Origin of the sequence: Alteromonas sp. CH_MED4-4, assembly GCF_037029575.1 — a bacterium.
GTDB classification, from domain to species: Bacteria; Pseudomonadota; Gammaproteobacteria; order Enterobacterales; family Alteromonadaceae; genus Alteromonas; species Alteromonas macleodii.
In genome coordinates this window covers 167,989-192,899 of sequence record NZ_JAYMEU010000001.1, presented here as the reverse complement: position 1 = coordinate 192,899, position 24,911 = coordinate 167,989, and the positions used below count along the sequence as shown (strand labels likewise).

General features: G+C 44.1%; 26 protein-coding genes. 17 read left to right on the top strand and 9 right to left on the bottom strand.

The window, feature by feature from the left end; genetic code table 11:
- Positions 1 to 114: 114 nt before the first annotated feature.
- Positions 115 to 360: a DUF4282 domain-containing protein gene (locus WA381_RS00840; protein ID WP_014950508.1), complete on the top strand. Its 246-nt coding sequence runs from the start codon at positions 115 to 117 to the stop codon at positions 358 to 360.
- 68 nt (positions 361 to 428) lie between these two features.
- On the opposite strand, the gene add is transcribed toward WA381_RS00840, so the two are convergent.
- The 3 genes from add to WA381_RS00825 all read right to left on the bottom strand — a co-directional run bounded on the left by add (position 429) and on the right by WA381_RS00825 (position 2,977).
- Positions 429 to 1,442 carry an adenosine deaminase gene (add, locus tag WA381_RS00835; protein WP_061486444.1) on the bottom strand — a complete coding sequence of 338 codons (1,014 nt, stop codon included), beginning with the start codon at positions 1,440 to 1,442 and terminating at the stop codon, positions 429 to 431.
- A gap of 307 nt (positions 1,443 to 1,749) precedes the next feature.
- A complete protein-coding gene (locus WA381_RS00830) occupies positions 1,750 to 2,562 on the bottom strand; it encodes a sterol desaturase family protein (RefSeq protein ID WP_061486445.1) in 813 nt (270 codons plus the stop codon).
- The gene (locus WA381_RS00825) at positions 2,549 to 2,977 is read right to left on the bottom strand and encodes an SRPBCC family protein (RefSeq protein WP_061486446.1); all 429 of its coding nucleotides are present in this window, start codon (positions 2,975 to 2,977) and stop codon (positions 2,549 to 2,551) included. Before WA381_RS00825 ends, WA381_RS00830 begins: the two co-directional genes overlap by 14 nt.
- Positions 2,978 to 3,076: 99 nt before the next feature.
- On the opposite strand from WA381_RS00825, the gene WA381_RS00820 reads away from it, so the two are divergent.
- The 4 genes from WA381_RS00820 to nspC all read left to right on the top strand — a co-directional run bounded on the left by WA381_RS00820 (position 3,077) and on the right by nspC (position 7,809).
- Positions 3,077 to 4,111 (top strand): AraC family transcriptional regulator, encoded by a 1,035-nt coding sequence (locus WA381_RS00820; protein WP_231506556.1) that lies wholly within the window; start codon positions 3,077 to 3,079, stop codon positions 4,109 to 4,111.
- A gap of 472 nt (positions 4,112 to 4,583) precedes the next feature.
- On the top strand, positions 4,584 to 4,994 hold the full coding sequence (locus tag WA381_RS00815) for a hypothetical protein (protein ID WP_039226244.1): 411 nt from the start codon (positions 4,584 to 4,586) through the stop codon (positions 4,992 to 4,994).
- A gap of 299 nt (positions 4,995 to 5,293) precedes the next feature.
- The gene (locus WA381_RS00810) at positions 5,294 to 6,496 is read left to right on the top strand and encodes a saccharopine dehydrogenase family protein (protein ID WP_156086842.1); all 1,203 of its coding nucleotides are present in this window, start codon (positions 5,294 to 5,296) and stop codon (positions 6,494 to 6,496) included.
- 182 nt (positions 6,497 to 6,678) lie between these two features.
- Positions 6,679 to 7,809: a carboxynorspermidine decarboxylase gene (gene nspC / locus WA381_RS00805; protein WP_156086843.1), complete on the top strand. Its 1,131-nt coding sequence runs from the start codon at positions 6,679 to 6,681 to the stop codon at positions 7,807 to 7,809.
- A gap of 91 nt (positions 7,810 to 7,900) precedes the next feature.
- Here the strand turns inward: nspC and WA381_RS00800 are convergent, their stop codons facing one another.
- From WA381_RS00800 to rsmI, 3 genes are all read right to left on the bottom strand, one after another.
- The gene (locus WA381_RS00800; protein WP_061486449.1) at positions 7,901 to 8,668 is read right to left on the bottom strand and encodes a glycosyltransferase family 2 protein; all 768 of its coding nucleotides are present in this window, start codon (positions 8,666 to 8,668) and stop codon (positions 7,901 to 7,903) included.
- Positions 8,669 to 8,751: 83 nt separating this feature from the next.
- On the bottom strand, positions 8,752 to 9,015 hold the full coding sequence (locus WA381_RS00795) for a hypothetical protein (RefSeq protein ID WP_061486450.1): 264 nt from the start codon (positions 9,013 to 9,015) through the stop codon (positions 8,752 to 8,754).
- 98 nt (positions 9,016 to 9,113) lie between these two features.
- Complete coding sequence (gene rsmI, locus WA381_RS00790; RefSeq protein WP_014980129.1) at positions 9,114 to 9,950, bottom strand: 16S rRNA (cytidine(1402)-2'-O)-methyltransferase; 837 nt, start codon at positions 9,948 to 9,950, stop codon at positions 9,114 to 9,116.
- A gap of 141 nt (positions 9,951 to 10,091) precedes the next feature.
- On the opposite strand from rsmI, the gene WA381_RS00785 reads away from it, so the two are divergent.
- From WA381_RS00785 to WA381_RS00740, 10 genes are all read left to right on the top strand, one after another.
- Complete coding sequence (locus WA381_RS00785; RefSeq protein ID WP_156086844.1) at positions 10,092 to 12,092, top strand: penicillin-binding protein activator; 2,001 nt, start codon at positions 10,092 to 10,094, stop codon at positions 12,090 to 12,092.
- A 4-nt stretch (positions 12,093 to 12,096) separates the two neighbouring features.
- Positions 12,097 to 12,438 (top strand): YraN family protein, encoded by a 342-nt coding sequence (locus WA381_RS00780; RefSeq protein WP_061486452.1) that lies wholly within the window; start codon positions 12,097 to 12,099, stop codon positions 12,436 to 12,438.
- Positions 12,439 to 12,619: 181 nt separating this feature from the next.
- Complete coding sequence (locus WA381_RS00775) at positions 12,620 to 13,708, top strand: glycosyltransferase family 4 protein (RefSeq protein ID WP_039226230.1); 1,089 nt, start codon at positions 12,620 to 12,622, stop codon at positions 13,706 to 13,708.
- Positions 13,709 to 13,886: 178 nt separating this feature from the next.
- Positions 13,887 to 14,483, top strand: coding sequence for a phosphoheptose isomerase (locus tag WA381_RS00770; RefSeq protein WP_014950522.1), 597 nt, complete (start codon positions 13,887 to 13,889; stop codon positions 14,481 to 14,483).
- Between the two features lie 14 nt (positions 14,484 to 14,497).
- Positions 14,498 to 15,073, top strand: coding sequence for a BON domain-containing protein (locus tag WA381_RS00765; RefSeq protein ID WP_014950523.1), 576 nt, complete (start codon positions 14,498 to 14,500; stop codon positions 15,071 to 15,073).
- Positions 15,074 to 15,092: 19 nt separating this feature from the next.
- Positions 15,093 to 16,475 carry an MFS transporter gene (locus WA381_RS00760; RefSeq protein WP_336132262.1) on the top strand — a complete coding sequence of 461 codons (1,383 nt, stop codon included), beginning with the start codon at positions 15,093 to 15,095 and terminating at the stop codon, positions 16,473 to 16,475.
- A 125-nt stretch (positions 16,476 to 16,600) separates the two neighbouring features.
- Positions 16,601 to 17,197 (top strand): DUF7010 family protein, encoded by a 597-nt coding sequence (locus WA381_RS00755; RefSeq protein WP_075176855.1) that lies wholly within the window; start codon positions 16,601 to 16,603, stop codon positions 17,195 to 17,197.
- Between the two features lie 28 nt (positions 17,198 to 17,225).
- Complete coding sequence (locus tag WA381_RS00750; RefSeq protein WP_014950526.1) at positions 17,226 to 17,555, top strand: DMT family transporter; 330 nt, start codon at positions 17,226 to 17,228, stop codon at positions 17,553 to 17,555.
- Positions 17,556 to 17,571: 16 nt separating this feature from the next.
- Positions 17,572 to 18,762, top strand: a complete 1,191-nt coding sequence (locus WA381_RS00745; RefSeq protein ID WP_131137585.1) for a sensor histidine kinase — start codon at positions 17,572 to 17,574, stop codon at positions 18,760 to 18,762.
- The gene (locus WA381_RS00740; RefSeq protein ID WP_049589067.1) at positions 18,759 to 19,379 is read left to right on the top strand and encodes a response regulator transcription factor; all 621 of its coding nucleotides are present in this window, start codon (positions 18,759 to 18,761) and stop codon (positions 19,377 to 19,379) included. Before WA381_RS00745 ends, WA381_RS00740 begins: the two co-directional genes overlap by 4 nt.
- A gap of 7 nt (positions 19,380 to 19,386) precedes the next feature.
- On the opposite strand, the gene WA381_RS00735 is transcribed toward WA381_RS00740, so the two are convergent.
- The 3 genes from WA381_RS00735 to WA381_RS00725 all read right to left on the bottom strand — a co-directional run bounded on the left by WA381_RS00735 (position 19,387) and on the right by WA381_RS00725 (position 22,434).
- Positions 19,387 to 19,719: a hypothetical protein gene (locus WA381_RS00735; RefSeq protein WP_156086846.1), complete on the bottom strand. Its 333-nt coding sequence runs from the start codon at positions 19,717 to 19,719 to the stop codon at positions 19,387 to 19,389.
- A 51-nt stretch (positions 19,720 to 19,770) separates the two neighbouring features.
- Positions 19,771 to 20,043, bottom strand: coding sequence for a hypothetical protein (locus tag WA381_RS00730; RefSeq protein WP_156086847.1), 273 nt, complete (start codon positions 20,041 to 20,043; stop codon positions 19,771 to 19,773).
- Positions 20,044 to 20,169: 126 nt separating this feature from the next.
- The gene (locus WA381_RS00725; RefSeq protein WP_156086848.1) at positions 20,170 to 22,434 is read right to left on the bottom strand and encodes a TonB-dependent receptor; all 2,265 of its coding nucleotides are present in this window, start codon (positions 22,432 to 22,434) and stop codon (positions 20,170 to 20,172) included.
- A gap of 797 nt (positions 22,435 to 23,231) precedes the next feature.
- On the opposite strand from WA381_RS00725, the gene WA381_RS00720 reads away from it, so the two are divergent.
- Together WA381_RS00720 and prpB are read left to right on the top strand one after the other, a co-directional pair.
- The gene (locus tag WA381_RS00720; RefSeq protein ID WP_156086849.1) at positions 23,232 to 23,894 is read left to right on the top strand and encodes a GntR family transcriptional regulator; all 663 of its coding nucleotides are present in this window, start codon (positions 23,232 to 23,234) and stop codon (positions 23,892 to 23,894) included.
- A 65-nt stretch (positions 23,895 to 23,959) separates the two neighbouring features.
- Positions 23,960 to 24,835: a methylisocitrate lyase gene (prpB, locus tag WA381_RS00715; protein ID WP_014950533.1), complete on the top strand. Its 876-nt coding sequence runs from the start codon at positions 23,960 to 23,962 to the stop codon at positions 24,833 to 24,835.
- Positions 24,836 to 24,911 lie beyond the last annotated feature (76 nt).

Here is a 24,911-nt window from a genome sequence, read left to right as displayed (position 1 = left end):
TGAGCTTGCTCACAATTCTTTTAAACACTAAACAACGATAACAACAAGAAGTTTGTCGCAGGATGCGGCATAACATTAGCGCTTGCTACCTGCAAACTTCATCAAGGAATGATTATGAAAGATATTTTCTTCTTCGACTCAATGTTAACCCCTAAGATTATCACTTTCGTGTACTGGCTATTGCTTTTAGGATCTGTGGTAAGTGGCGTAACGACGATGTTTGTAGGGTACGACGCGAGTTTTGTATACGGCCTATTTATTATCGTGTCTGGCTGTATTGGCGCAAGAATCTGGTGCGAACTGCTTATCGTACTTTTCAAAATTCACAGCAACCTTCAGAAAATTGCTAGTAAAGAGTAACGTTACTCCTTGTTAAAGGTGCCGCTCTGCGCAGCACCTTTAATTAAAACGAAATACTTAAAGCAAAATTACGCTACTGCAACAGTGTCCGTGTAACGTTTCAACGTATCTAAATAATCCATTTTACGCTTTTCAGAAAGCCAACTGGTTTTAAAGCTATTTTCAACAAGCGTGATTAAATCCTCTTTGCTGAATTGCCCTTCTTCTTGTAGGGCAATTAAATTCTCATTCAAGTAGGCTCTGAAATAAGACGGATCGTCTGAATTGATACTCGGCAGCAACCCTTTTTCCAACATTTGTTTCAATTCACAAGAAGTGAGTGATTGAACAACAAATTTGTTTGAAACAGGACAGACCGTTAATCCCAAATTTTTTGATTTTGCAAGCTCGCATAAAGTATCAGATTCGAGAATATTTACACCATGATCAATCCTGTCGACCTTAATATCCTCAATTACTTGACGTATGTGCTCTTGCGTATTGTCTTGGTTAACATCACAGTGCATTGTAAGTTTAAGTCCCCATGAACGCGCTTTTGAGAATACTTCTGCAAACTTTGATGGCGGGTTATTTTTCTCGTCGGAATCGAGCCCGACGCCGACTAACTTGTTGAGGTGGGGCTTAGCTAGCTTCAGATGTTCCATTGCTGATTCAGCCGACATATCTCGCAAGAAGCACAAGATAAGCTGACTTTCTACACCCAATTCAGTGCGCGCATCTTTTTGCGCTGCATGTATTCCGTTAATAACGCTATCGAAACTCACACCTCGAATTGTATGAGCTTGGGGGTCAAAGAAAAGCTCAACATAAACGATGTTCTGTGCTGCAGCTCTCTTAAGGTATGCCATGGTAAGTTGGTAGAAGTCATCCTCTTCTATGAGCACGCTCATACCCGCGTAGTAAATATCGAGGAAAGAGGGTAAATCATAAAAATCATACGCCTTTATCATTTCTTCAGGTGTTTTGGCCTTCAGTGAAACGTTATTTTTCTGCGCTAAGGCAAAACTTAGTTCAGGCTCTAATGTGCCTTCAATATGAACGTGAAGTTCGGCTTTTGGCATATTTTCAATAAACTTTTTCATTTAACTTCCCTACTACTTAGCGCCTTTTAGCTACTGTAAAAACTTGGCGAGTATGTTGTTACCAACTGATAAGAAGTTAAATTGCAAAAAATGCGCCTAAGGAAACCAACTTCAGTCAAACGCTGTTGGTTGTATTGCAACTCTAGGGATCGAGAATCTTGAGTTGGGAAAGTCTATTTATATGGCATTCCGACTTTGCTTCACCTCGGTCAACAATATGCTTTACTTTGGTGCGCTTATGCCAATGAATTTGTGCAAATTGAATGCGTTGTAAAGACATAGTTCAGGCGCGCGAGTACCATAGGTATCAATCTGCTACAGGATAGCCAAACAACCGCTTTAACTTTGCTTTAATCCCTTTTGCCTGCTGAAGCTGTTCACGAAGCACACCTATTTGACTGAAGTTGGCGCTAAGTGGATTGTCCTTAGGCATTTTTCCTACAATGCCGTACTTTATCGTTATCGTTTTATCTTCTTTAGCGAAAGTGCCGAATAATTTATCCCATATAATAAGTACGCCACCGTAATTCTTATCGATGTATGGTTTATTCGTTGCGTGATGAATACGGTGATGCGTAGGCGTGTTGAAGATACGCTCTACCCAGCCTAGGTTTCCAATTGTCTGAGTGTGTACAAAAAACTGATAAGCCAGATTGATAGCGACAATGGCAAAAACCAGACTTGGCGAAAAACCAATAAGAATCATTGGTACCCAGAACAGCCACATGCCAACAAAAGGGTACAAAACGCTTTGTCTGAAGGCCGTTGTGAAATTCATTTTTGTCGAGCTGTGATGTACCACATGCGCTAGCCAAAACCAGTGTATGTTGTGTGAAGCACGATGAAACCAGTAGTACAAAAAGTCTTGAAGGATAAAACCTGCAAAAAGTGATAGTGCACTAAGCTCTATTTTAAATAGTGAAAACTGGTGTAACCAAATAAAAAAAGGCATTAGTAGAAGCAAGACCAATGCATCAGAGCCCTGATGCAATAGTGCAAGTAAGGCATTGTTCACACTGTCTTTTACATTGTAAAACTGTCGCGCTTTCTTAAATTCAACAAAAACACACAGTAGAAATACGGGGCTTAACCCTAGCAAAATAAGTTCAACGGGGATCAAAGCGTGCTCCTAACTTATCTAGACATTGCTCAATATCGTTTTGCAACAGGCGCGTCAGTAACCAGTTTGGTATATACCAGGGCGCCCGACAGGTAATGCGATAAGAAACGTTTGTTGAATTTTCCTGCTGCGTGAACGCAATAACGCCCCTGTGAGCTTTGACTGGAAAGTCATCAACCACTCTATATTCAATGCCGTTGGTATCTGCGTGAATAATCTCTTCTTTAAAACGTACACTAAGAATAGTGACTTCTCTTACGCAGCCCTTTCCGCCGCTAATCTCATTATCATTTTCTGCTTTCAATACCTTAAACGATGCGTTGAAAAAATCGCTTAAATTCTGGTGATCAAGCAGCGTATCGCACAGTTCTTTGGGCGTTGCAGCAATATTTTTTTGGTAGTAAACGTCAACCATCTACGTTATTTCCTTTTTTGACGGCTCCTAGCATAAATTGACATTTCTATTTTATCTTGCGTTAATGCGACAGTGTTTTTGTTATTTTGCGACAAGCATATGCCATCAGTTTCCTCAGCCTATATCCAAAGTACGGTGAGCTATTTAGTTAGCTTAGGCGTTAATGCCGACAATGTTTCGTTAACTACCCAAAAGCATGACTCACTGTCTGGCTCTTCACGTGTTGATATGGATGTATACGTTGAGCTGTTAAACCAAGGGGTCGCATTAACCAACAATTCGTTATTTGGTTTTGATTTAGGTAAACATATTCAGGCGAAAGATTACGGGGTGCTGGGTTACCTTGTTGAAAGCTGCGAAAACTTGGTTCAAGCCATAAATGCGCTTACCCGCTTTGACGCTTTAGTTGCTGACATCGGCACCACCAGCGTGTTTTTCGAACCTGACAATACCCGCGTTGAGTGGGTACCCAAAAGCGCCGATTGCAAGCAGATGGTATTGCGCAACACCACAGCCTGGGTAGCAACCGTCTACAAGATATTAGGTTCTGCCTGTAAACTGAATGCCGTCACCTTTACGTTTCCTTTGAGCGATTCGGAAAAAGCCATGCTAGCGATGTGGTTCAATTGTGAAGTGGTTGATAACGCCAACACCAACGCCATTATTTTTCCTCAGCACCTTTTACATATTCCATTTACCAGCGAGAACAAAGCGATGTTTAGTGCGCTTGTAAAAGTATCCGAAGAAGAACTAATGGCGAGCAAAGGCGGCGACCGTGTTCAATTTGCCAATAGCCAGTTCTACGCCAATCAGCATGAAGACATAAGTCATAGAGTCGTTGCGCTTTTAAAAGCCAATCCAACCTTAAAAGGCTGCGATCAGCAACGCGTAGCCAATGCACTTTTTATCAGTCCGCGCACCTTACAGCGAAAATTGAAGCAAAGTGGCACTAGTTTTCAACAAATTCTCAATAGCGAACGCAAAGCCCGCTTAGATGATTTGCTGAAACATCACTCCATCGCTGATACCGCAGATTTATTGGGGTTTCAGGAACAATCATCATTTACCCACGCCTTTAAAAAGTGGTACTCAACAACACCACTGAAATACCAAAAACAACTTTTAGCGCCTTAAAGCTAATGTCCACTTCCTCATCGCCGAACTATTAAGTCGCGTTGAAAAACAACCGATAAAAAGCAATCGCCCTAGGGCCTGTTGACCTTTGGTGTACGAATTTTGGTCTAAATGGAAGCCTTTTAATCGCGAAACAGTCCTGCAAGCCTAGCGGGCTAAGTTAAAGGACTGTGACAAAGAGTAAAAGGCTTCCATAACGACCCCTTCGGGCAGCGCCTTTGTGCCATCTATACTGCGTTGAATGTTCTCGATTTAGAACCACTAAACCGTCAAACATTCGCCTTGTCTAGATGGCACACAGACCGCTGCAAAAATGTACAACAAAGATCAACAGGCCCTAGGTTAGTCTCTTAATCTTTTAGTATGAAATGGTAATGTTTAGCTATCGCAATGGTGAATATTAAACTAATGTGACGTAGTAAGCGTAGGTATTAGCAAGTGTCCAGCAACGCTAACTCACAGGAGATGCGCTATGATCGACCGTCCAGTTACATTGCCAACGCCATTAAACGTACTCGTGTCGAAGTCACTAAGCTTATGTGAGCTTATGTTACCCGTATGCGATGTGTTTTACCCCTTTGCGGCCATCTATGAAAACGGCCGAGTAGGTTGTATTTTCAACGACGAAACACAAGGTCAAAAGCGAGAGTCACAGCTTATCGAGCAGCTTCAGTGGCGAATTATCGATACCACCACCGACACAAACAGCTACAGCGTATTGGTTTATGCTGCGGCGGTTAATACCCAAGACAGTAAAACCCTCGACGCCATTGCCATAGCCACTGCTACACCAAATCATGAAGAGCGTTTGATTCTTTACCCCTATTACAAAGTTGATGATAAGGTAGTCATATCGCCACCAATTGATACGGTTACCCGCTGAAATTCGAGCGACTTTATATTTTAAACCGAGCAGAGTTGCAGACACGTTATTAATTTTAAAACGTGTGTGCTTTCGTATCAGCTCAAACTTCTATTGAACGACGTATCTCGGCGTGGACCATAAACGGTCAATAATGAGGCCTTTGAAAGGTAGGCCGCTAGTAGGTGTGCAATACCTTTTACATTCGTTGTTACGATTAAAATTTTTTGTACTGTCATGGGCTGTCTTTGCTTGCCAAATCCCATTGGTCTGCTAGCATTCAGCCCAAAATTCATTAGCAAAATTAGGGATTAGTTATTATGTCTCGCGTTTTAATTATTGGTGCTGGCGGTGTTGCGTCGGTAACTGTGAAAAAATGTGCACGTTTACCGCAACATTTCGACGAAATTTACTTAGCAAGCCGCACGGTATCTAAGTGTGAAGCGCTACAGCAAGAAGTAGGTGCAGATCGCGTTAAGGGTGTTTTCGCTGTTGATGCTGACGACGCAAAAGAAGTGGAAGCACTTATCAACGAAGTAAAGCCAGACCTAGTAATCAACCTTGCGTTGCCATATCAAGACCTTCCAATCATGGATGCATGTCTTGCAACTAATACTGATTACCTAGACACCGCCAATTACGAGCCTAAAGACGAAGCGAAATTTGAATACTCGTGGCAGTGGGCTTACCAAGACAAGTTTAAAGACGCGGGCATTATGGCCCTTCTTGGCAGTGGCTTTGATCCAGGTGTAACTAACGTTTACACAGCATATGCAGCTAAGCATTACTTCGACGAAATCCACTATCTTGATATCGTAGACTGTAATGGCGGCGATCACGGCCAGGCTTTCGCGACTAACTTCAACCCTGAAATCAACATTCGTGAGATTACCCAACGCGGTCGCTATTGGGAAAACGGCGAGTGGAAAGAAACCGATCCGTTAAGCGTACGTGAAGATCTTGACTATCAAAACATTGGTGTTCGCGCATCTTACCTGATGTTCCACGAAGAGCTAGAGTCTATTGTTAAGCACTTCCCTACCCTTAAGCGTGCACGCTTCTGGATGACCTTTGGTGATGCTTACCTTAACCACCTGCGTGTACTAGAAGGTATTGGTATGACTAGCATTGAGCCAGTTGAATTCCAAGGCCAGAAGATTGTACCACTAGAATTCTTGAAAGCAGTACTTCCTAACCCAGGCTCACTTGCCGAAGGTTATAGCGGAATGACGTGCATTGGCACTTACATCACAGGTATTAAAGATGGCAAAGAAAAAACTATCTTTATCTATAACAACTGTGACCACGCGAAATGTAACGAAGAAGTAGGCGCGCAAGCAGTATCTTACACCACAGGTGTTCCTGCAATGATTGGCGCAGCGCTTATGCTTAACGGCACATGGAAAGAAGCAGGTGTATGGAACATGGAACAATTCGATCCAGATCCATTCATGGATATGCTTAACGAGCACGGTCTGCCATGGCACGTACTCGAATGTGAAGGTAGCCCTTTCACTAAATAATTGAAATATCGGGGCGCTTAATTCAAGCGCCCTTTTTTATTAACGCCACTATTTAAATTTAAATCTAGATCAGATTACTGGAATGTAGGACACAGAGTAGTTTTGAGCTACGACCTGTAATGTAATACATTAGGCGTTTGATAAATGTTGAAAGCCGTTTTATTTTTTGGAGCTTTATCCCATTGACCGATTTAACTCAACGTACTGATATTCCCTCTCCTTGCTACGTGCTGGAAGAAGCAAAATTAATTAAAAACCTTGAGCTGATGAAACGGGTTCAAGACGAATCTGGCGCGCGTATTATCTTGGCGCTTAAAGGCTTTTCTATGTGGTCTTGCTTCGACATCATCAAACAGTACTTACACGGAGCAACGGCCAGTTCGGTTTGGGAAGCGAAACTTGCTGAAGAGATGGGTAAAGAAGTTCACGCATATTCTCCTGCGTACAAGGTTAATGACGCAAAGGAATTGGCGGGTCTTGTTAATCACCTGTCTTTTAATAGTTTGACCCAGTGGAACGCGCATAAAGACGTGCTAGCAGGCGTGTCGTTAGGCCTTCGCATAAACCCTGAGCATCAAGAAGCAGATACACCACTGTACGACCCAGCTGCACCAGGTTCGCGCTTAGGCATACGCGCTAGTGAGCTAGAAGGCGTAGACTTATCGGGTATTGAAGGTTTTCACTGCCACAACCTTTGTGAGTGTGATTCTTTTGCTACTGCACGCACGCTTGAAGCCATTGAAAAGCGTTTTGGCAAATGGCTTAGTCAATTAAAGTGGTTAAACCTAGGTGGCGGACACCTGATGACCCGTGAAGGGTATGACGTTGAGCACCTCATCAACACACTAAAAGACTTTAAAGCCCGTTACCCACACCTAGACGTAATTCTTGAGCCAGGGTCTGCGGTAGCATGGCAGACAGGGCCATTAATTTGCGAAGTGGTTGATATGGTAGAAAATGACGGTGATATCGCTATTCTAGACATTTCAGCGACTGCACATATGCCAGATGTGCTGGAAATGCCTTATCGACCTACAATTTTGGGCGCGGGTATGCCTAATGAAAAAGCATATAATGTGAAGCTAGGTGGCAATTCGTGCCTTGCAGGCGATGTCATTGATACCTACTCATTCGATGCGCCGCTTAAGACCGGCGATCGATTACAGTTTGAGGATATGATGCATTACACCATGGTAAAAACCACCTTCTTCAACGGTGTAGAACATCCTGCTATCGGCATTCTGCGTTCTAACGGCGATTTCGAACTAGTTCGCGAATTTAGCTACGAAGACTTTAAAGGTCGCTTGTCTTAAACTTGAGACGAAAAATCAGTTAGCTATTCTCTATAAAAAAAGCCCGTGACATTGACGTCACGGGCTTTTTGTTTAGGTTCGTAAATGTAAATTATGAGTTCGATTTTGTCTGTTCTAGCGCCCAAAGGCCTGCGTACTTATTAAACTGATATTGTGCGAACAAAACAGCGAACAGGAATCCTCTACTTCCATCCAAGATCCCTAAGCGGAAAATATAGATTTGGATAAAGGTTAGCATTGACCTTAACAATGCCAACGCAAGCCCATGGCTCTTTTTACCTGCCTTAAATTTTTTAGTCGCCATTAGGCATGTGTAATCGCGATTTTTATGTAGCAAGTGTTCAAAATCACGCACTGAGTAATGTTTTAGATAGCCACCTTTCAAACAAATTGCCTCACCTTGATGTACCACTTTTTCATGGACAATATCTTTGGTGAAATGTGACGCTTGTCTTTTAAAAAGCCTTGTAGGTGCCCTGCCAGTCCTTCCAAATCTGGTAACTTTTCCAAGGAAAATATTGCGCCAACGCAATTTGTAAGCGTTATGAGTGGGCTCGGACTTGAGTAGTTTTGAGATAGTGGACGCTAGCTGCTCGTCCACTTCTTCATCTGCGTCGAGAGATAACACCCAATCGCACGTTGCTTTATCCAGAGCTCGTTGCTTTTGAACACCAAAGCCCTGCCAATCTGTAACAAACACTTTGTCTGTAAATTGGTGAACAATTTCTACCGTTTTATCTGTGCTACCACTATCAAGAACAACAATCTCATCTGCTATTTTTTCGATAGACTTCAAACAACGGGCTATGCGGTCTTCTTCGTTTTTGGTAATAACAATAACAGAAAGGGGTTGGCGCATACTTCAATCCTAAAGAGAGCTTCTAAAACAGGCGAGTATACAATAAAAGCGTGCAGAATAATCGCTAAACACTGTTCTAGTGACTATACAACTCCACTTCCCGACGCCGCCTCAGATTTGTCTATCTCACCTTCAGCCAGTACTTCGTCATCTAACTCAATTTTAAATGACGTTCCCGCTTTTCCATGCAGGCTATAACGAAAGCCGTACATTTCGACTTCATTTAGAGAAACTTCCGCAAAGGTATTAGGGTGGATTAAGTCGTAAACACCTGAGTCGTTAGCTTGAGAAAATATATCAACTAACCATTTTCCTTCTGACATGGTGATTTTGAGTGTTTTTGTCATATGAGCCTCCATAAACCTCAGTCCTTTTTGAACTGGGCAGTTGACGTGAATTACACTCCTTTGTATTTATTCTAAGGCCCTTAAGATCAACAACGTGTTTACGCTTTTGCGTCTAGCCCAGCTTGATAAAGCGCATTCTTTTTCAAGTCATAGTGAGTGGCGACCACCGCCGCGGCCTTTTTAAGCGGCATGTGCTCACACAATACACTTAGCAACGACATTGCCTCACTGGGTATCGCCTGGTCACTTACCTTCGCAGGGCCAATCATGACGACGAATTCGCCTTTCTGGTGCGCAACATCCGCATTGAGATAATCAATTACATCTTGCGCGCTGCCACTCACGTAGGTTTCGAAGGTTTTGGATAGCTCTTTCGCTACCACAATCTGGCGATCGCCTAGAACGCGCTGTATATCAGTAACGGTGTCTAAAATTCGACGTGGCGCTTCATAGTAAACAGTGGTGAACGTTCTATCTATTAGCGCTGACAACACGCTTTCACGTGCCTGCACTTTAACCGGTAGGAATCCTTCAAATATAAACTTGTCTGTTGGCAGTCCCGAAGCACTTAATGCTGTAATTGCAGCACATGGGCCCGGCAGAGCGCTAACCGGAATACCTTGCTCACGGCACTTGCGTACCAAAACAAAGCCCGGGTCGCTGATTAACGGCGTTCCAGCATCACTTATTAATGCTACCGACTCGCCGCCCTTTAAACGCTCACAAAGCATTGCTGTGCGCTTATCTTCGTTATGCTCGTGCAGAGAAAGAGTTTTCGTTCCAATGCTAAAGTGCTGTAAGAGTCGAGCGCTGTGACGGGTGTCCTCGGCAGCGATCCAGCTTACTTCACTTAATACGCGTATTGCTCTGGCACTTATGTCGTCTAAATTACCGATAGGTGTTGGAACAATATATAAGGTGGCGGTGTCTGTCATAACAGTGGTTAAGTCTTACGTTATTTTTAAAGAATATGCGATAAGTGTATCACGCCATTAGTCCAGATTATGCTGGCAAGCGTAGATTTTCACACTGGTTAAGATAAACTTGGCCTATAACGATGTAAAAGGAATGAAACTGTGCGTCATATTGGACAAGCTGGAAAAATCTTTACGCTATCAGCCGTCGCTTCTGTATTGGTGCTAACGGGCTGTGGAAGTACACCTAAAACCCAGTCAAAGCCTGCGGTAGTACAACCTACCCCAATTGAAACAACACAGGTTGAAGATAACGTCACACCTGAGCACAAACTCCTTGAAGCAAAAAAAGTATGGGAGCGCACTCGCAACAAAGAACAGCGCGATACGCTGTTGCTGCAAGCGGCTGACCTGTACCTTCAAAATCAACAGCCCGTTTTGGCTCAGCAAGTGCTATATGAGGTAAAAGAAGACGGAATTTCAGGGATAAATCAATCTTATTACTCCCTTCTGGTAACCAAAGCCTATGCGGGAATGCCTGATGCCTCGGCAGAAGAATTACTGGCTATGTTGGATGGCGTAACCGGTACAGGCGAAACCGCATTCCAAAAAGCGGAGCTTCAAACCCAGCTCTTCACGCAGCAAGGCAACCTGGCTGCGGCAGCGAATAGCGTATTAAAAACCAATCTTACTGACGATGAAAAAGTGCAACAAGTTTGGCAGTGGATTACCTCCATTCCTGCATCGTCACTTGATTCAGTGGGCAGTGCTTATCCCGATCTGTCTCCTTTCATTACTCTTCGCGAACTAACCGAAGAAAACGCGTCGTCACCGGAAAAATTAGCCAAAAGCCTGCAGCAATTTAAGCAGGTTTATCGCGGTCATGTACTAGAAAACGCTTTGCCTGAAAATGTAATTGAAGCAACCCAGCTTACCGATGCTGGCGCCAACGATATTGCGGTTTTACTACCACTTTCTGGCAGGTTAGCTCGCACAGGACAAGTCGTTAAAAATGGCATCATGGCGGCTTATTACACCGATGTTGAAAAGCGCCAAGATGAACACCTTCTACCTCGTCTTCGTTTTATCGACACCAACGAAGTAGATACACAGCATTTACTCAGCGAAATTGGCGATACCAAGTTCATCATTGGCCCTCTTTTAAAAGACACTGTTGAACGTTTAATTCCCAGTTTGCCGCTTGGTGTGAACGTACTTGCATTAAACAGGCCTGACGAATTGCCAGACAATGCGTCTGCTAAAGGGTTGGCAACAGGATCGTCAAATCCGGCGATAGCCGATGATGCTCTTGCCTCTGGTACAGGTCTCGCAGGTGATGACACACAAAATGAACTCCACTCATTAGGCTTGCCTACCTCGCTGAATTATTACGGGCTAGCACCAGAAGATGAAGCAAAGCAGCTTGCTGAATTTATCTTTAATAAAGGATATCGTGCGCCTATCGTTATTGCCGCACAAAGCAGTCTGTACCAGCGAATGGACGACACCTTTAAAAAGCACTGGCGAATACTCAACAATCAGGAAAACAAGCAGCGAGCCAACATAACGTCGGTATCGTTTAACGACAGTAATTCACTTCGAGAGGGAATTACACAGGCGCTAGATGTGGCGCAAAGCAACGAGCGTATCAATCAAATTGAGTACATGACAAATGATGAAGTGTACAACATGCCTCGCAGTAGGCGTGATATTGATGCCATTGTTGCATTTGCCTCACCTCAAGACACAGAACTGCTTAACCCCATTATCGAAGCGAGCTTAAACCCATACGATGGCAAACAAGTCCCCGTGTATGCCACCTCTCGTTCAATGGATTACGACAGCGGGAAAAACCAATGGCGTGACCTGCAGAATGTGCACTTTATCGACATGCCTTGGTTAATGCCTTCACATAGTTGGCAACCTCTTCAGCAGGAGGTTGAACAGGCTTGGCAAAATCAAAATACTATGCAAAAACGTTTATTTGCGTTCGGTTTTGATGCCTATCAGTTGTTGCCTCAGCTAGGCATGCTTAACACGCTGAAATATCTTTCACACGAAGGGTTAACGGGTACACTTTCCCTTAATCAACAAGGTGAAGTAATACGCAAACAGCCTCAGGCAATTATTCGTAACGAAAAAGTTCAAATGCTTTCGGAGTAAAATTATGTCAACACTGCAAGGGAGTGCAGCAGAAGACAAGGCCTGTAAATATCTGATGGAACAAGGCCTTATTCTTCGATGTCGAAATTACCACACTCGGCGTGGCGAGCTCGACATTGTAATGCAAGACGGCAGCACCATAGTGTGCGTTGAAGTTAAATACCGAAGACGAAATCAGTTTGGCAGTGCTCTAGATTTTGTGACTGCCAAAAAGCTCCAGCGAATTCAAGCTGCGTTTGATTTCTATTTGTTAGATAATGGCTTAAATCCAGCGTCTACTTCTCTGCGAATAGACGTTGTTGCCATAGACGGAGACAACCTTCAGTGGTTGAAGAACGTGGGCTAAAGACTGACAATATCCAGCTTTTAAACTGATGTTCCCCAAAGAGGACTAGAAGCGTGCGCCAACGATGAGCGCGGCCGATATTGATGAAAATGTCTTTATGTCAGAAGTATTCCGTTTGTTTTATCTTATGATTTGCAACCCTTCATCGGTTTGATGAAAGTTTCTTAGGTTCCCACAAATAATGAGTCATCCCAACAACAAGGTTTCGTCCAGCAGCGTTGATAACCAAGAAATAGAGCTAATAGTCGGCAACTCCAGCTCTAATTTTTCTGGCGTAACGTCTACGATGCTGCAAGTAACATCGCTACAGAAGCATATGATTAATTTGCGGATAATGGGCAAGCATTTTGTTCCAGACCCATCAATGACTATTACTTTTTGGGAGGTCGCAAAAATGTGTCGACGCCCGCTTAGTAATGGTAAGTGGCGAATTTTTCATGCACGTCGCGTTGACGAGATGATTCAGGGTGTGATCCTCAAATACGTGTTTCGCGCCAAGATAAAGCTTGTATTTAGCTCTGCCGCTCAGCGAAAGCGTTCGGCTTCTACGGTGTGGTTAAGCAATAAAATGGATGCGGTTATTGCAATGAGTAATCGCTCTGCAAAATATCTAAATAAGCCCCCCGCCAAGATAAATCTACACGGTGTGCAAATAGACAACTACACGCCAGCAGAAAACAAGCAAGAAGCATGGCAAGCATTAGGCTACGGCGGCAAGTACGGCATTGGTATTCTGGGCAGAGTTAGAGAGCAAAAAGGCGTTCATCTATTTGTTGAAGCGTGCATTAAAGTATTGCCCAAATACCCTGACGTGAACGCAGTAGTTGTAGGTGCCATATCCTCGAGTAACCAAGAATTTGTAAACGAGCTTAAAGAAAAAGTTTCTAGAGCCGGGTTAACTGACCGAATTGTTTTCACCGGTGAATTGCCGTTTGAGCAAATTCCTAGAATCTTCAGTGCACTGTCATTAGTAAGTGCACTTAGCTATAACGAAGGGTTTGGATTAACTGTACCTGAAGCCATGAGTGCTGGGGCTGCGGTATTAGCTACTCAGGCGGGCGCATGGGAAGACATCATCAGGCCAGGCGTTGATGGGTATATTGTTCCTACCAAAGACCAGCAAGCTGTCACAGAAAAGATGGATTTGCTGCTTTCGGATATGGACAAACTCGCAGAAATGGGCAAAGCCGGACGCGAACACGTTGTGAAAAATTTTAAGGTTGAAGATGAAGCTAGAAACCTGGTTGAGTTTTTTCGCACGCTTCAATAGTAAATGCGAGTTGATTATCGCGAGCGATAAACGTTAGGCTGTTTTTCTCTCGCGCTGAGGCCACCGTTTAAACCTCTGACTTTCAGATACTGGCCATTACAAAAATCAAGGCGCTGTAATGCAGCGCAAAAAATTTCACTAAATGGTCTGCCGTGTGGTGAAAACAAAGAGATGACACATGATTGAACAGATAAAAGCGAATTTTACCGAGAGCATACAAACCAAAATAGCGGCATCGGAAATATTGCCAGAGCATATTGAGAAAGCGGCGTACATGATCGTTGAAGCCTTAATTAGAGGTAATAAAGTACTGAGCTGTGGTAATGGCGGGTCTGCAGGTGATGCGCAACATTTTGCTTCCAACATGCTCAATCGCTACGAGCGCGACCGTCCCAGCTTACCGGCAATCGCATTAAGCACAGACACCTCAACCCTGACGTCTATTGCGAATGACTATAACTTCGAAGAAATATTTGCGAAGCAAGTACGGGCGCTCGGCCAACCCGGAGATATACTGTTGGCTATTTCAACCAGCGGTAACTCTCGTAACGTCATAGCAGCGATGGAAGCGGCATTATCTCGCGATATGACCATTGTCGCGCTTACTGGCAAAGACGGAGGTGAAATGGCGGGCTTCTTAAGTGAACATGATGTTGAAATTCGCGTACCGTCAAACCGCACTTCGCGTATTCAAGAAGTTCATTTACTGGTAATTCACAATTTATGTGAATGCATTGACGACAGCTTATTCCCTGCCGATCACGGCGACGAGTAGTAAAGAGGACACAAGTGAAAAATTTGGGACTACTGGGTTCTTTATTAGCCCTAATTCTTACATTACAAGGGTGTGTAGTGGCCGTTGGAGCTGCAGGCGCCATGGCTGCGAAAGTGGCTAATGACAGACGTACTGTGGGCACGCAGCTTGATGACCAAAATGCCGATGCTGCGGTGTCGTATCAATGGTCGAAAAGCGATGCGCTTAAAGAGCAGGCTAACCTGCAAGTGGATGTTTATAACGGTGTAGCGTTGCTAACCGGGCAAGCGCCAAACCAAGGCTTAGTTGACGAAGCTGTGCGCCGCGCCCAAGAAGTAAGCTATATCAAAAAAATTCACAACCAAATTAGAATTGGCGAGGCGATAGGTGCAGGCACACAAGCCAACGACCTGTGGTTAGCGTCAAAAGTGCGTACTAAAATTGTGGCAGACGAACGAGTGCCTGCTCTACAAGTTAAGGTAGTGGTTCAAGATTCAGAAGTATTCCTGATGGGTCGGTTAACCAATTTAGAAGCCACAGCCGCTGTAGATATTGCTCGTAATATTACGGGTGTCGCGCGCGTAGTTAGAGCCTTTGAAATTGTTCAATAGAGAGTTCGCCACTGCCCTTTTGGTTGCAGGGGCACTCTTTATGGAAATTTTAGACGCCACGGTTATCACCACGGCGTTACCTGTCATTGCTGCCGACTTCAATGTGCCGGCAGCCCACTTATCTATTGGTGTATCGGCATACTTGGTAGCCGTAACACTCTTTATTCCATTAAGTGGTTACGCAGCCGATAAATTTGGCGCACGCACTATATTTGTAGCAGCGATTGCCGTATTCACTTTTGCCTCGGTGCTTTGTGGTCTGAGTACCAGCTTATTCGAATTTACCTTGTCTCGCATTCTTCAAGGTTTAGGCGGGGCAATGATGGTTCCCGTGGGAAGATTAGTGGTTCTGCGGGACTTGCCAAAGGAAAAGCTGGTAAAAACCGTGGCCATTATAACCTGGCCTGCGTTAAGCGCACCGCTACTAGGTCCTGTGCTAGGCGGTTACATCGCCACTCATTTCAGCTGGCAGTGGATTTTTTATATGAATATTCCACTGGGCATAATCGCTATCATCGCATCACTGTATCTCCTTAAAAACATCAAAAGCAATGTAGGTAAGTTCGATATTAAAGGCTTTTTGCTCACCGGTATCGGCTTTGCGCTGTTTATGGCGGGGATCGAGTTTTTAGCGAGTACCAGCGACAAGCTTATTCGACCACTTGGCATCATCGCTATTGGCTTAGTACTCATGGTATTGGCAGTCAAACACGTAAAAACGGCCAAGAACCCACTATTTTCTTTCGATGCGATGCAACACAAAACCTTCCGGCTTACTGTGTTTGGCGGCTCTGTTATGCGTGTCGCACTTGGCAGTGCACCGTTTCTTGTGCCACTCATGCTCCAGCTTGGATTAGGTTACTCACCTGTAGAAGCCGGCTCACTGTTGCTGTGGCTGTTTGCTGGAAACTTAGCGATAAAGCCAGCGACAACGTGGATCATGAATACCTTCGGCTTCAAACGCGTGCTTGTAGTAAACGGCGTGCTCATCGCCCTTGGTTTTGTGGCGCTCGCGATGATAAATCACTCCACATCGTCATTTACTATTGCCGTTATTTTATTTGTTAACGGTATTACTCGCTCAATGCACTTAACGTTAATAAACACCATTGCTTTTGCCGACGTCCCCCCCAATAAAATGCGAGATGCAAACACGCTAGGCGCCATTTTAATGCAAATGAACCGCGGTCTTGGCATTACCCTTTCTGCGCTTGCTATCGCTGCTGCAGCATTCATTCTTGGACAAAGCGCCAATATGCCAAACCTACAAACGTTTACGCTATCTATGATGTTTATGGCTGCAGTAGCACTTGTCAGCATTTACGATAGCTTAATGCTGTCTAAGGAAGATGGTGATTCAGTGTTAAACAAACGAAAAGCGAAAAAAGCACGACAGACTTAGTTAATAGGCTTCATTAAGTGAACTGATGACAATTGTCATACGCGATTGGTGACGTTTGTGACTAACGCAATCTGAGGTACCTCGGCATACTTTACCTATAGACATTACTACATCAGGTAAAGCTCATGGAACAAGTATCTCACGCTTCATCAATAACTCCCGTTCAAAATGCTTCCATCCCATTGGAACAGCAGCGGGAAGATTTTAAAAAGAACCGATTCATTGCCATGCCGCTGGCAGGCACTGTTGTTTGGGCTCTACTTGGTATCAGCGCTCCCTTTGTATCTGAATTAACCATAACCTGGTTGCTGTATATCGGCACAGGTGCCATCTTCTACCTCGGTGCAGGTCTTTCCTACCTCACCGGTGAGCGATTTTTTGCCAAGAAGGCGGCAAAGAACAGTTTTGACCGTCTTTTCTTCGTTGGCATGATCATGAGCCTAATGGTATTTGCCATTGCGCTTCCCGTTGCAGCCATCGACCACACCACCGTTCCATTGAGTATTGGCATTCTCGCAGGCCTGATGTGGATGCCTTTATCATGGGCTATCGAACACTGGATAGGCTACTTTCACACGCTAACCAGAACCTTCGGCATTGTCGCCGCCTGGTACTTGTTTCCCGATGCACGGGTAGAGGCAATATCGGCTGTGATTGTCGCTGTCTACATTGTGTCATTAATCACCCTTGAACGCCGTTTTCAATCAATCAAATCTAACTAATTTCACTTTAATTAAAAAGGAATGCACTATGACTTATTTACTTTTAGCAGTTGCAGTTATCACCGAAGTTACCGCTACCATGCTGCTTAAAATGTCGAACGGATGGGAGAAATGGGCTTTTGGGTACGGCGCTATCTTTTTCTACGCGATATCTGGAATGCTGTTTGCCATGGTCTTAAAGAATATGGGAATTGGGGTCGCCTACGCCATTTGGTCGGGCATGGGAATCGCACTTATCACCGCTGCTTCGGTGGTATTTTGGAAACAAACTTTCGACATTTATGCCGTGCTGGGTATTATGTTGATTATCTCTGGTACGCTGCTAATTACTAGCAAGTCTGCCGTTGTATTTCAGTAGGGACGAAGTACTCACAATGCTCAGCAATAAAAGCATACAAGATAGTAACAGCGCGGTGCCTGCCGTCAAAAACGAGAGCGCCGCGCCTGACATGCCCCTTTTGGCAAGTGGACGGAAAAAGCGCTGGTCTCACGGAAGCTTGTTTTTTTCACTGTTCTTTTTTGTTCCACTTATTATTTCCCGTCCTCTTCCCATCGAAACATGGGTGCTTCAAACCCTGGGATACCTTAGCTTTGTCATTCTTTACATTAAAGCCATAAACCAGCCTGTTAAAACACTGCCCACTTATTTGCTACTCATGTTTCTACTTTCTGTAGCTTGCAGCTTTCAAAACCCTGGTGGCGCAACCATTATCGGCTTTATTGCTTTTATCGTAGGTTATTACAATTCGCTCAAGACAGGCATAATGAGCATAGGCGTGATGATGCTGGTACTCGTGTCACTGCACATTACCGTATTTAATAACGCACATTTTCTTTTAAGTGCTTCGTTGCTCAACAGCTTAGTGCTATTCGGGTTTGGTGTTATGGAGCGCAAAGAAACGCTCCATAGTCTGAAAGAGAGCCAGCAAGCCGAAGCACTACGAGTATTGTCTGCGATCGCTGAACGTGAGCGAATAGGCAGAGACTTACATGATGTTGCGGGTCACGCACTCAGCTCTATTTCGTTAAAGGCACAACTGGCCGATAAACTCATAAGCAAAGATAAGATTGAAGACGCGCATCGCGAGGTGAAAGCGCTGGCACAGCTTTCTCAAGCGCTACTGAGTGATATTCGTCAAGCAGTGTCAGATATCAAGCAGCTTTCTCTTAGCGATGAAATAGCAAAAGACAAATCACTGTTAGAAGAAAACGGCTTTAATGTTACAACCGATATTGAAGGCGGCGCTGAAGCACGTTTAAGCGCTAAACAAGAAAGCCAGCTTGCGCTTATTATCAAAGAGCTGACAACCAATACCTTACGCTATTCAAACGGTAACGCGGTATCCCTTGGTCTTGAAGTTAATGAGCAAACCGTGAAAATGACCTATAAAGATCATGGCGTAGTTGAGAACACCGCATCAATTAAAGAAGGAAACGGATTAATGGGAATTAGAGAACGCGCGGCGTCTATTCATGCGGATGTGGACATTTCTTTCCTTCCCCACCCTATTGTCAGGGTTCAGCTTACTGCCGAGCAAGCTTTGTCACATAAGGCTTCCCTATGAACTCAAAAGCGCCAACTACTATTTTGATTGTTGAAGATCAGTCGCTGGTTCGCGATGCCATTGCCATGCTTCTGTCATTAGAAGACGACTTAACCATTGTTGAAAAGTGCAGTAATGGAAAGGAAGCCATTGATTATTTAAATGATAACCCTGCACCACACATTATTTTGAGCGATATTGAAATGCCGCTGGTTTCAGGGCTAGATCTAGCCGCCCACATTGCAAAGCAAAGTCTCAATACCAAGGTGGTGTTAATGACTACCTTTTCTAAACCAGGCTACATCAAGCGTGCATTAAGTTTAGGGGTTAAGGGTTTTATATTGAAAGAGTCTGACAGCGACTACCTGATAGATGCCATTCACAAAGTCTCTGCGGGAGAAAAGGTAATTTCGACTGAGCTCGCCATCATGGCTCTTGACGACAACAATCCACTGTCGCAAAAAGAAATGTCCGCACTAAAACTTGCTTCAGAAGGGCTTAAAACCCAAGGCATTGCTCAATCACTGTTTTTATCTGAAGGTACGGTAAGAAATTACCTCTCAGAGGCTATTTCAAAGCTCGATGCGACCAACCGCGTAGATGCTGCTCGCATAGCTAAACAAAAAGGTTGGCTATAATAAAGGCTTAAAACCACGTCGTAGCAATTGCTGTAGACGTCGGTATATTTAGCTTTTCAGACAAACCGGTAAGCACGCGTTCGGGACCGTATACGATACCTTGCTGTTTAGCAGTCCATACGCAGGTTAAAATACTCGTACCTTTGCGTAATTCACACTGCCACTTAGCGGTCGTTTCAGCGAGCCGTTCATAGTCATCTTCTATTTCCCAACCTCCGTCTACATGGTCTACGATAAGTTGTTCAAATTGAGCGAACGGAATAGGTTGAATGATTACCCATTCGTTTTTCTTAAACTTTTTTTCTAACCGCAATTTTTTAAAACTGGTAAACAATCCCACGCTCCATCTCCGTATGATTGAAAGGCCCTACTTACTACAAAAGCACGTCTTCTATTTCGACACCGTTCCCATAATCTGCCCTGAAGGTGTTGGACAAGAACACGATGTTCCAACCATTTCACTATTTGACATTGGGCACGCGCCATACTCACCGTTTCCGCTATAACGACATTGGTTACCAAATTCAGGTTTAGCAACTGCAACCTTGCCGTTTTTCTTCGCGTTTATATCTTCATCGTCGGGTAAATACACCGTGTAGGTACACCCTGACAAAAGCATATTAACAACAAGAAAACCAATACCGTAAAGTGCTTTCACTTTCATAAATAGTTGCTGGGCATTTTTAGAACAGTTTTAAAACTATGCTAATAATGAAGATAAAACAAGAAAAAATAAGCAAAAAAAAGCCAGTCTTTAGACTGGCTTTATAATTGTAACTCGTTGTAGCTATTAGAATTCAGTTGAGAACCTAACACCAAACTCGCTTGCGTCGTTGCTTAGAATTTGCAGGATGTAGTCACCTGTATTCAAGCGTGCATTGTCGTAACGCTCATCAAAAATATTGCGACCGTAAAGTGCAACAGTATACGCATCATTCGCTGGCGTATAAGCGATGTCGAAGTTAACAAGCTCACGGCTATCAAGTTTAGTCATACGCTCAGGTGCTGAAGTAGGCTCACCATACATTTCTGCACGATATGAGTAATCTGCACGTACGCGAATTGAATCACCACCATCAAGCTCAAAGGTATACTGCGGACCAATTGCAAGGGTTAGGTCTGGAGTAAGTGGCGCTACAGGATTGAATCCATCTTGCTCTTCAACATCAACATCCATATAACCAACGCTGGTCATCATGCTGAAGTTGCCATAGGTAAACGTAGCATCAGCTTCAACACCACGAGATGTTTGCTCTACCACAAGGTTTGCGGTGTCGAAACCACCTTCGCTCACGCGACTTACTTGGTAAGGAAGATCTTCAAACTCAGTGTTAAATACTGCAACGCTAATGTCGAAGTAATCATTCACACGACCTTTAATACCTACTTCATAGTTAGTAGCAGTAATATTGTCAGACGCCGTAAAACAGTTATTTGCGCGAACCGCCGCTTGAGCGCCTTCGATATCATCAAAGCCACCTGCACCGAAGAACTCACCAATTAGGCAGTAAGGACGTGCTGGGAATTGACCCGACTGGTAGCCAGACTGAATTGTCGCATAGCCTGTCATGCCATTTTCAAATGTGTAGTTAGTGGCGAGTTCCCACGTCACTTCGTCCCAATCATTTGAATCATAGATAGTACCAAGTGCTGAAAATACGTTCGCTGATGCTTCTTTTTCATCTTTCGTGTAACGAAGGCCACCAGAAAGGCTAAGCTCATCAGTTAAGTCACGGCGAACGTTAACGTAAACCGCTTTTGAAGTGGTTTCTTGATCGAGTTCTAGCAGGTTAGCCCCACCGTCAAAACTAGAGTCGTCACCTTGACGGTTGCTACCTTCTTCGTTGAAGTAGTAAACACCAGCAACAAAGTCAGTGTATTCGTTGATATAGCCGTTAAGCTGAAGTTCGATTGATGTTTGATCGGCTTCGCCACGCTCAGGGAACTGATCTAACGAGTAAATTGTACCGTCATCATCAAGACCTGCTTTGTACTTAGATGTACGCTGGCTTGCAACAACCTTTGCAGTGTAGTCTTCGTTAATGTCCCACTCAGTAGTGAGTGAAAGACCACGCGCTTCGTTCGACACGCCAGTTACTGCTTCAGTACCTGTTGCATTGTCGTAGATATCAGCGCCTTCAGGTGTCACATCTGTGTTACGTAACGGTACACCAACACCATTCTGACCACCGAAATAGCGATCTGAACCCACTTCATCAATTAGCACAGTGTAAGGACGCAGACCGCCGTCGCCATTGTTAGCATCTGCAGTTAATACCATGCGGAAGTCATTTGATGGCTCCCACTTAAGAGAAACGCGGCCAGAAACATCTTCAGTCTCACCAACATCGTACTCGGCGTTAGGTACGTTGATGAACTCACCAAGACCATCGCGCTTGTTAAATGACAGGTTCATGTTAAACGCTACGGTTTCTGAAAGACCGTGGTTAACAAAAAGATCAGCTTTAACGCGACCACGTGTACCAAATTCAGTGTTGATTTTGGTTGCATCACCTTGGTCTGGCTCTTTTGTGATGATGTTAATTGCACCACCAATCGAGTTACGACCATATAGCGTACCTTGAGGGCCACGAAGTACCTCAATACGCTCAATATTATTTAGGCTCCAGTTTTGACCAACCTGACGGCCCAGATAAACACCGTCTACATAAACACTCACACCCGGATCGGTTGTGATTAGGTGATCTTGAAGACCAATACCACGAATAAATGGGTTTACAGACGATGTGTGGCCGGCAGAGAAACCAGTAACATTTAGGTTTGGAACGAATTTACCAACGTCAGTCAGGTCAGTAATACCTTGGTCAGCTAACTTGTCGCCATCGAAGGCGCTAATAGCAATTGGAACTTCATAGATAACTTGAGGGCGTTTTGTTGCGGTAACGGTAATGGCTTCAAATTGTTGCTCTTCAGTTGCTTCTGCTTCTTGGGCAACGGCAATATTTGAAATTGCTGGAACGGTCATCGCTACTGCTAGTGCGACAGGTGAAAGCTTACTGGCGAGTGCCTTAGACACGTCAGTATTGGTTTTCATGGTATAACCCCTTTGCGTGAGTGTTAGGTGTAATAATATTTTTAGGCCGCTTCAAGTTCTTCTTTGGAACTTTGAAAGACTAAACTCACTAATTTAAGAGGCGCACATAACCTTGTGCTTATACTGGATTACAGGCAATAAAAAAGTAAGTCGCAATAAAACATTACAAACTTACTTTCAATGAAACTCTGCTTTAAAAGTAGAACTTACTTTTCCAGCCCTCTAAAATTCAGTACGAAGAATTTAGGCTTGAAGACTGGAACGATATGTTACCGTTAGATTACGATCTTGCAAAGTAAAATATTACACTTTTACTAAAATAAGACTTCAAAATTAGACTAATTGGTTAGGTTAAGCATCAAACAAAAAGTATATATAAATTCCATAAAAACAATTAGATATCATAAAGATAATTTACTCTATCTCTTCACAACACCTAAGCGAATAAAGTAAAGAAGACCTAGACCAAATGGACAAACTTTAAACAAATCACCATTGGCTTGAATCATTCTTTAGCTCAGAACCTCTGTATGTAACTTTCGTTACCAATTTCCCTCCTCCGTCCGGGCAGTAGCTATCAATATGGTTGCGCAAGGTTCGCCTAATAGACGTAAGCTGACACATGGCTCTGTTTGCGTATCGCATTAAACCATTGCACAACTGTCAACACAGGCCTCTAAACAAGACTATCAGACTAATATCTTACTCTCGTTGTCGACAATCCAAACCTTTTAAGGTTGAAAAAACGCCAAAATGGGCATATATTGTCGACATTAGTCATTTTAAGATTCTATACAGTGTTAGTAAAAAGCGAACAAGCCATCACCAATGCCGACCGCACTTTCTTTCAATTAAGAAAGGATATTGTTGAGGGTATCATTCCAGCAGGCAGTAAGCTGAGTGAAATGGAATTGTCGACAAAGTATGAAGTCAGTCGCGCCGTTATTCGTGAAGCCATCAATCGTCTCGCTACCTGTCACTTGGTGGAACGTAAAGCTAACGTGGGTGCCCGTGTGGTTGCACTGTCCCCCGAAGGTCTTATTCAGCTATACCAAGTGCGCGAAGCATTAGAGGGTATGGCCGCCCGCTTGGCTGCACGCTACATGAGCGATGAAGAAATTTCCGACATGCAGGCGTTGCTTGATAGCCACTTCGATAAAGTAAAAGACGGTCAGAGCTATTATCAAGAAGCCGGCGATGTAGACTTTCACTACAGAATTGTAACCGGCAGTAAAAACGATCATCTCATCAGCGTACTTGTAGACGGGCTTTACCATCTTGTTCGTATGTATCGCGTACAGCTCGGTATGGCTGGCCCTCGCGTAAGTACCGCCTTTGATGAACACAGACACATCGTTAACGCTATTGCCAATCGCGACGAGGAACTGGCTGAAATGCTAATGCGTCGCCATATTCTTTATTCAAAAAATAATATTGAGAAGAAGCTTAATCATGGCTAACACCAATAAGTCTTCTTCACACCTAATTCACCTCTACCCTACTTTCAAATAAGCGAGTGATTATCATGAGTGCAGGAAAGAAATTCAGAACCGCATTAGAGAACAACAAACCGCTACAAATTGTCGGCACCATTAACGCCTATACTGCCATGATGGCAAAGGCTATTGGGCACCAAGCGATTTATCTTTCAGGTGGAGGCGTAGCGAATGCGTCTTACGGCCTACCGGACTTAGGCATGACGTCACTTAATGATGTGATTGCAGACGTTCAGCGCATTACCAGCGCGTGCGATCTTCCGCTAATGGTAGACATCGACACCGGTTGGGGCGGCGCATTTAACATTGCCAAAACTATTCGCGACATGGAAAAAGCAGGCGCGGCGGCAGTTCATATGGAAGACCAGGTTGCGCAAAAGCGCTGTGGTCACCGTCCTAACAAAGAAATTGTTAGCACAGAAGAAATGGTAGACCGCATAAAAGCTGCAGTTGACGCCAGAACTGACCCAGACTTTTTCATTATGGCGCGCACCGACGCGTTCGCACAAGAAGGTTTAGACAAAGCCATTGAACGTGCAAAAGCCTATGTTGCAGCAGGTGCTGACGGCATATTCGCCGAAGCAGTGCAAACCGAAGAACATTACCGTGCATTTGCTGAAGCGCTAGACGTTCCGATCCTTGCCAATATCACTGAGTTCGGCAAAACCGAACTATGGAATAAAGAAGAGCTTGGTGAATGGGGTGCCGACATGGTGCTTTACCCACTAAGTGCATTCCGTGCGATGAATAAAGCAGCAGAAATGGTGTACAAATCTATACTTGAAAACGGCGACCAAAAAGCCGTTGTCGACAGCATGCAGACACGCATGGAACTGTACGATTATCTTGGCTACCACGAGTACGAGCAAAAACTAGATGCTCTATTCGCAGAAGGTAAGAACTAACACGAATACGAAACAGCAGGAAGCGAGTGAGGTGCGAGGCACCCCACTCGCCTGCTGAGTTCAATGTGATTTTTAT

Bases quoted from the DNA above. Each gene is read 5' to 3' on its own strand.
- WA381_RS00810 (WP_156086842.1), top strand. From the start codon at position 5,294: ATGTCTCGCGTTTTAATTATTGGTGCTGGCGGTGTTGCGTCGGTAACT.
- WA381_RS00815 (WP_039226244.1), top strand. From the start codon at position 4,584: ATGATCGACCGTCCAGTTACATTGCCAACGCCATTAAACGTACTCGTG.
- WA381_RS00780 (WP_061486452.1), top strand. From the start codon at position 12,097: ATGTCAACACTGCAAGGGAGTGCAGCAGAAGACAAGGCCTGTAAATAT.
- WA381_RS00750 (WP_014950526.1), top strand. From the start codon at position 17,226: ATGACTTATTTACTTTTAGCAGTTGCAGTTATCACCGAAGTTACCGCT.
- WA381_RS00725 (WP_156086848.1), bottom strand. From the start codon at position 22,434: ATGAAAACCAATACTGACGTGTCTAAGGCACTCGCCAGTAAGCTTTCA.
- WA381_RS00800 (WP_061486449.1), bottom strand. From the start codon at position 8,668: ATGCGCCAACCCCTTTCTGTTATTGTTATTACCAAAAACGAAGAAGAC.
- rsmI (WP_014980129.1), bottom strand. From the start codon at position 9,950: ATGACAGACACCGCCACCTTATATATTGTTCCAACACCTATCGGTAAT.
- WA381_RS00840 (WP_014950508.1), top strand. From the start codon at position 115: ATGAAAGATATTTTCTTCTTCGACTCAATGTTAACCCCTAAGATTATC.
- WA381_RS00820 (WP_231506556.1), top strand. From the start codon at position 3,077: ATGCCATCAGTTTCCTCAGCCTATATCCAAAGTACGGTGAGCTATTTA.
- WA381_RS00795 (WP_061486450.1), bottom strand. From the start codon at position 9,015: ATGACAAAAACACTCAAAATCACCATGTCAGAAGGAAAATGGTTAGTT.
- WA381_RS00775 (WP_039226230.1), top strand. From the start codon at position 12,620: ATGAGTCATCCCAACAACAAGGTTTCGTCCAGCAGCGTTGATAACCAA.
- WA381_RS00825 (WP_061486446.1), bottom strand. From the start codon at position 2,977: ATGGTTGACGTTTACTACCAAAAAAATATTGCTGCAACGCCCAAAGAA.
- WA381_RS00755 (WP_075176855.1), top strand. From the start codon at position 16,601: ATGGAACAAGTATCTCACGCTTCATCAATAACTCCCGTTCAAAATGCT.
- WA381_RS00745 (WP_131137585.1), top strand. From the start codon at position 17,572: ATGCTCAGCAATAAAAGCATACAAGATAGTAACAGCGCGGTGCCTGCC.
- add (WP_061486444.1), bottom strand. From the start codon at position 1,442: ATGAAAAAGTTTATTGAAAATATGCCAAAAGCCGAACTTCACGTTCAT.
- WA381_RS00770 (WP_014950522.1), top strand. From the start codon at position 13,887: ATGATTGAACAGATAAAAGCGAATTTTACCGAGAGCATACAAACCAAA.
- prpB (WP_014950533.1), top strand. From the start codon at position 23,960: ATGAGTGCAGGAAAGAAATTCAGAACCGCATTAGAGAACAACAAACCG.
- WA381_RS00730 (WP_156086847.1), bottom strand. From the start codon at position 20,043: ATGAAAGTGAAAGCACTTTACGGTATTGGTTTTCTTGTTGTTAATATG.
- WA381_RS00740 (WP_049589067.1), top strand. From the start codon at position 18,759: ATGAACTCAAAAGCGCCAACTACTATTTTGATTGTTGAAGATCAGTCG.